Origin of the sequence: Anaeromyxobacter sp. SG66 (genome assembly GCF_022690805.1) — a bacterium.
GTDB lineage: Bacteria > Myxococcota > Myxococcia > Myxococcales > Anaeromyxobacteraceae > Anaeromyxobacter > Anaeromyxobacter soli.
Map to the genome: position 1 here is coordinate 1 of NZ_JALCZC010000166.1, position 5,677 is coordinate 5,677.

The 5,677-nt window shown below is 75.3% G+C and carries 6 protein-coding genes; 1 reads left to right on the forward strand and 5 read right to left on the reverse strand.

Annotated features, from left to right (window positions below):
• The 4 genes from MNZ39_RS22825 to MNZ39_RS22840 form a co-directional block, all read right to left on the reverse strand.
• On the reverse strand, positions 1–616 hold a 616-nt coding region (locus MNZ39_RS22825), incomplete at its 3' end, for a MaoC/PaaZ C-terminal domain-containing protein (protein ID WP_242341400.1).
• Positions 617–625: 9 nt separating this feature from the next.
• The gene (locus MNZ39_RS22830) at positions 626–1,063 is read right to left on the reverse strand and encodes a MaoC family dehydratase N-terminal domain-containing protein (RefSeq protein WP_242341401.1); all 438 of its coding nucleotides are present in this window, start codon (positions 1,061–1,063) and stop codon (positions 626–628) included.
• A gap of 9 nt (positions 1,064–1,072) precedes the next feature.
• The gene (locus tag MNZ39_RS22835; protein ID WP_242341402.1) at positions 1,073–2,053 is read right to left on the reverse strand and encodes a dihydrodipicolinate reductase; all 981 of its coding nucleotides are present in this window, start codon (positions 2,051–2,053) and stop codon (positions 1,073–1,075) included.
• A 211-nt stretch (positions 2,054–2,264) separates the two neighbouring features.
• Positions 2,265–2,921: a TlpA disulfide reductase family protein gene (locus MNZ39_RS22840; protein ID WP_242341403.1), complete on the reverse strand. Its 657-nt coding sequence runs from the start codon at positions 2,919–2,921 to the stop codon at positions 2,265–2,267.
• On the opposite strand from MNZ39_RS22840, the gene MNZ39_RS22845 reads away from it, so the two are divergent.
• On the forward strand, positions 2,899–4,101 hold the full coding sequence (locus MNZ39_RS22845) for a DUF4388 domain-containing protein (RefSeq protein ID WP_242341404.1): 1,203 nt from the start codon (positions 2,899–2,901) through the stop codon (positions 4,099–4,101). The two genes, MNZ39_RS22840 and MNZ39_RS22845, sit on opposite strands and share 23 nt — an antisense overlap.
• Before the next feature lie 111 nt (positions 4,102–4,212).
• Here MNZ39_RS22845 and MNZ39_RS22850 read toward each other — a convergent pair whose 3' ends face one another.
• Positions 4,213–5,457 (reverse strand): penicillin-binding transpeptidase domain-containing protein, encoded by a 1,245-nt coding sequence (locus tag MNZ39_RS22850; protein ID WP_242341405.1) that lies wholly within the window; start codon positions 5,455–5,457, stop codon positions 4,213–4,215.
• Positions 5,458–5,677: the final 220 nt, after the last annotated feature.

Below are 5,677 nucleotides of genomic sequence, written 5' to 3' on the forward strand. Positions count from 1 at the left end.
CGGCGGAGCCAGGGCGCGGCGGAGCCGGCTGAGGCGTGCGCGGCGGCGCGAGCGGCCGGCTCGCAGGAGCGGACGGTCGCGGGGGCTGCGCCCGGGACAGCTTCGCGAGGCGCGCCTCCTCCTCCTCCTTCGTCACCACGAGCGGCGGCCCGCCGGCGCGCTGCCGCGCCTCGTCGTCCGCGCTGTAGAAGAGCTGGAAGGTGGTGAGGCCGCGCACGACGAGCTCGCCGCGCTGGTTCTCGGCCCACACCTCGATGTCGATCGCGTAGCGCCCGCCCTCCTCGAAGCGGCGGTCGGTCACGCGGCCGCGTACGGTGAGCACGTCGCCCGGCCAGACGATCTTCACGAACCGCGCGGAGAAGCGGCGAAGGCGCGCGCCCCGCACCCAGTCCACGACCAGCTCCCCGAGGAAGCCCATCGCGATCATCCCAGGCGCGAGCGCGCTCGGGAACCCCGAGTTCTTCGCGTAGGGCTCGTCGATGTAGAGCGGGTTCCAGTCCTGGGCCGCGCCGACGTAGCGCGCGATCTGGAGCCGGTCCACCGGCGACTTCACGAGCGGCGGCAGCTCGTCGCCGACCTTGACCGCCTCGAAGTAGAGCTGGCGTGCGCTGAGCATCCGTCGTCCCTATCCCCGACGCAGGATGAGCGTCGCGCGCGAGCGGAACACCCACTCGCCCTTGTCGTCCCGGGCCTCGTCCTCGAGGACGAGCACGTCCATCGGACCGCTCGCGCCGGGCCGCTCCTGGACGTCGGCCACCCGCGAGACGACCGTGAGGCGGTCGCCCGCCACGAGCGGGCGGGCGTACTCGATCTGCTGCTCCGAGTGGAGGATGGAGCGCGTCCCGAGATCGAGCGAGTGCCGGAAGCGGTCGTTCGCCGCGAGCGCCGCCGCGAACGTCGGGGGCGCCACGAGCGCCGGGTAGCCGGCCGCGCGCGCCGCCGCCTCGTCCTGGTAGATCGGGTTCGGGTCGCCGAGCGCCTCGGCGTACCGGCGGATGGCGCTCCGCTCCACCTCCTGCGCCACCGGCTCGCTCTCCCGTCCGATGAGGGATCTGTCGAGCATGCGTTCCGTTCACCTTCCCGCGGGGAGATCGAGCACCGTGAGGAGCCCCTGGCGCTCCAGGACGGCGGGGATCGCGTTCACGACGGCGTGCGCGGTCCCGACCTCGCCGGGGACGCCGCCCGGGATGATCAGGCGGAGCGGCGGATCCGCGTCGAGCTCCACCTCGTCCCGTGGGTCCTCGGCGCCGGCCTGCAGCACGAGCTCGAGCCGGACCACCTCGCGATCCTCGGCGAACACCCGCGCGACCTGCTGGACCCCGGCCACCTCTCCGCGTCCCACCGCGCCGTCCTCCTCCGCGAGGAGCGGGACGATCTCCTCGTCCACCTCGTACTCGTCGGCGCCGGCGCACGACTCGGCGAGGAGCGCCGCCGACTGCGCGAGGCCGGGCTGGCCGATCTCGCCGCGCTCGAGCGCCTCGTCGAACGCGTCCTCGGCGAGCCCGAGGCCCGCCTTCTGCCGCAGCGCCCCGGAGCCGGCCGTCACGTCGACCACCCGGATCACGCGCACGTGGCGCACCGGTCCGGCGACCTGGGAGAGGAACGCGGGGAGCCGATCGAGCACGAACCCCGGCGCGACCCCCGTCGCCACGACCGCGACCCCGCGCTGCTCGCAGAGCCGGTCGAGCGCCTCGGCGTCCTCGGCGCTGTCGAGCGCCGGGTTCACGAGCTCCTCGCAGGTCGAGACGACGTGGACGCCTGCCCGCACCGCGGCGCGGAGATCGGGGAGCGCCTCCTCGAGCCGGCTCGTCCCGGAGTGCAGGAGGACTCCGCCCTTGGCGCGCGCGAGCGCCTCGGCGAGGTCGCTCTCCACGCGCAGCTCGGGCGCGGGAGCGCCGACGAGCTCGTCGAGCGGCTGGCCGGCGAGGGCGGCGTCGGGATCGACCGCCGCGACGATCTCGAGGTCGTCGCGCAGCACGACCGCCCGGGCGATCGCCCGCCCGGTTTCACCCAGCCCCGCGAGCACCACCGGGATGACGCCGTCCGGTCGCACGTGCCCCTCCGGAGACGTGCGCGCCCGGGGAGCGGGCGCGGCGGATCTCCAAGATTCACGGGCCCTTATAGTGCACGCGATCGACGGCTATCAAGAAAACCGGGGAGCTCGCCCCCGCCGGCGCGCTGGCCTCCGGCCGCGCTGGCCCCCGATCGCCGGGCGCGCGCGAGCGTCGCTCCAGGCTCGCTAACCGTTCGTGGACAGGGAACTTTTACGACCCGATCATCGACTCGAGGAGCAGTCGCGCGGAGGGGTCGGACCAGTCGCGGGGGCCGACCACGAAGGCGACCAGCCGGCCGTCCTTGTCGACGATGTAGGTCTCCGGGAACTTGAGGTCGGGGCAGACCCCTCCCCGGGCGGCGCAGTAGTAGGCGCGCGTCGCCACCTGGGCGGGGTCGAGCGCCACGGCGAGGCCGGGCTTCCCGAAGTAGGGCGGCGCGGCGAAGAACTCCTTCACGGGGTCCCACGCCTCGTCCACCGAGACGGCGACCATCCGGAAGCGGCCGGGGTGCTTCGCCTCGAGCTCCCGCCCGAGCCGCACCATCGAGGGCATCTCCTCCCGGCACGGCGGGCACCAGGTGGCCCAGAAGTTCACGAAGACCACCTGGCCCTTCGCCTGCGCGAGCGAGAAGCGCGTGCCGTCGAGCGCCTCGAGCTCGATGGCCGGCGCGGCCACGTCGGTGCGGTCCACGCCGAACCCGAGGATGGCCGCGCGGTCGAGCGCCGGCTGCGTGACGAAGCGGTCGTAGGCGAGGTAGGCGAGCGCCACGACGAGGACGGCGGCCGTCGCGGCGGCGGCGAGGCGGAGGCCGCGGCGCGGCGCGGGTCCCCGAGGCGGCCGGCCGATGTCGTTCGATTCCGTCTTCACGGCGCGGTTCTACAACAGCGGCTTGCTTGCCGCCACCCGCCGCGCGGGCGACACTCGGGCCTCGATGCGCGGCCTCATGGGCAGCTTCGCGGTCCTCCCGCTCTCGGAGCTCGTCGACCTGCTCGCGCGGCGACGCATGTCGGGCACGCTCGGCTGCGAGCGCGGCACCGTGAAGAAGTCCATCCAGGTCCGCGACGGCGTGGCCATCGGGGCCGGGTCGAACGATCCGCGCGAGCACCTCGGCCAGCTGCTGCTCAACTTCGGGCACGTCTCCGAGGAGCAGCTCGCGAAGGCCTTCCAGACGCAGGAGGAGACGCGGATCCGGCTCGGGAAGGTGCTGACGCTCGTCGGCCTCGTGTCGCCCGACGTCATCCGCGACGTCCTCGCCATCAAGCTGCGCGAGACGCTCCTCGACGTGTTCCTGTGGGACGCGGGCGTGTTCTGGTTCGACGACGGCGCGCCGCCCGACGTGGACGAGCTCGACGCGGCGGTGCCGCTCGCCGACATCGCGCGCGAGGCGGAGTTCCGGACGACCGCCTGGAGCGCGTTCCGCGGCGAGTTCCCGAGCGGCGCCGCCTCGCTCGTCGTGGACGAGGCCGCGGCGCCCGCCTCCGCCGGCCCGGGCACGATCGACGGACGGCTCCTCGCGCTCGCCCGCGAGGGCAAGACCATCGACGAGCTCGGGCTCGCGCTGCACGCGACCGACTTCCACCTCTACCAGCGGCTGTACGCGCTCGCCCGGCAGGGCGCGCTCCGCGCCGCGCCGGCGCCGCTCGCGGCGGCCGTCGCCACGGAGCCGGTCGGCGCCGCCGACCTCATCGACCGCGCCCGCTCGCTCCTCGCCGACGGCCGCGCCGACGACGCCGAGCTCGTGGCGGCGCGCGCGGTGGAGCTCGCCCCCGCCTCGGAGGCCGCGCGGTCGCTGCTCGTCGAGACCGAGCGCGTGCTCGGGGAGCGGCTCCAGGCGGAGCTCCTCGGACCGCCCCGGACGCCGCGGCTCAAGCTCGCGGCGCGCGAGGTGGCGCGCCTGCGGCTCTCCTCGGCCGACAAGTACCTGCTCTCGCGCTGCGACGGCCGGCGCGACCTCCGCGAGCTCACCCGCGTGGCGCCCCTGCGCGAGCTGGACGTGCTGAAGGCGATCCGGCGCTTCGCGGACGCGGGGCTCGTCGAGCTGGGGTAGCGCCGCCGCCGGCTCGCGGGCGAGGCGAGGCGGGGCGCCGCCGCGCTCGCGGCGAGCCGTCCGCGCCGGCGCAAGGGACCCCGCGCGCAGGGCGCGGGGCGAAGCCCCCGGCTACCTCGACGCCGTGCGGAGCTCCGCGCCCTTCGCCGAGGCGACGTGCGTCGCGAAGTACGCCTCGAGCGCCTCGCGCGCGACGGTGGGCGCGCGCGCGTGCCAGAGCCGCTCGTTCACCACCACGGTCGCGATCGCGATCTGCGGCTTGTCCGCCGGCGCGTACCCCACGAACCAGGAGTAGTCGCGGTACGGCTGGGCGTCGGCGAGCGACCCCGTCTTGCCCGCCACCGAGATGCTCCGGAGCGGGCCGCGGGCGCGCGAGAAGGCGCGGCGGGCGGTGCCCTCCGTGACCGTGCTCCGCATCATGCGGGCGAGCTCCGCCGCCACGGGCTCCTCGATCACGCGGCGCGGATCGCCCGCGGAGGGCGGCGGGCCGCCGCCCTCGACCGCGTCGACGATCACGGGCGGCACGAGCACGCCGTCGTTCGCGACGATGGCGGCGAGCAGCGCCGCGTGCAGCGGCGAGAGCTTCACCCCGCCGAAGCCGGCGGCGGTGTTCGCGAAGCCGAAGTCGTCGTCCGGGATGTCCGCCCGGGAGATCTCGACCGGGTGGGCGAAGGGGATCTCGGTGTTGAAGAGGAACCGCTCGGCGGTCGCGCGCAGCCGCTCCGCGTCGAGGCCCCGGTCGGCGAGCTTCGCGAAGACGACGTTCGTCGAGTGGCCGAAGGCGGAGGCGAGCGTGACGCAGCGATGGTCGCGGCGCGGGTCGTCGGCGAGGAGCTTCGGCGCGAGCCGGTGCTTGCCGCCGTGGTAGCAGACCTCCTCGTCGGGGTGCGTCCCCTGCTCGAGCAGGGCCGCGGCGGTGACGAGCTTGAAGATGCTCGCCGCCGGCGCGAGCGCCGCGAGAGACAGGCCGCGGCGACCCGGCTCCGCGCGGGAGTGCTCCGCGAGCGCGAGGATCCGCCCCGTGGAGGGCTCGATGATGACGGTCGCGCCCCAGGGCACCCGGTACGTGTCGAGCGCGCGCTCCAGCCGGTCCTGCAGCCCCGGATCGAGCGTGAGGGTCGCGCGGCGATCGCCGAGCGGCGCGACGTACCGCCCCGAGGCCTCGTCGAACGCGATCTCGCCGATGCGGATCGGCAGCTCGGGCGCGGCGGGGGCGGCCGCGGCCAGCTTCTTCTGGGCCGAGGCGGTGGAGGAGGACGCGGCGCCCGTCCCGGGAGAGGACGGACGCGGGAGGACGAGGCCGGCGAGCACGAGCGCGCTCGCGGGCACGAGCCAGGAAGGGACGCGATGGAGCATCGGAGCGATCGGAGGGAGAAGCGGCGGCGAGTGTGCCGCAACCCCGGGACCGCGTCAAAGTAGGCGCCCGCCGACCGCGAGGAACGTGCTTGAGCGGGGGCGCGGCCCGACCGGAGCGCGATCGGGCCGCATTCACCCTGGGTATCAGCGCGCGCGGCGCGCCGCGGGCTTCGCGGCGCGTTTCGTCGCCTTGGCGAGCGCCTTGCCCGCGAGCGCCGCG

Coding starts and splice junctions, on each gene's coding strand:
- MNZ39_RS22850 (WP_242341405.1), bottom strand. CDS start 5,457: ATGCTCCATCGCGTCCCTTCCTGGCTCGTGCCCGCGAGCGCGCTCGTG.
- MNZ39_RS22845 (WP_242341404.1), top strand. CDS start 2,899: ATGTCGTTCGATTCCGTCTTCACGGCGCGGTTCTACAACAGCGGCTTG.
- MNZ39_RS22830 (WP_242341401.1), bottom strand. CDS start 1,063: ATGCTCGACAGATCCCTCATCGGACGGGAGAGCGAGCCGGTGGCGCAG.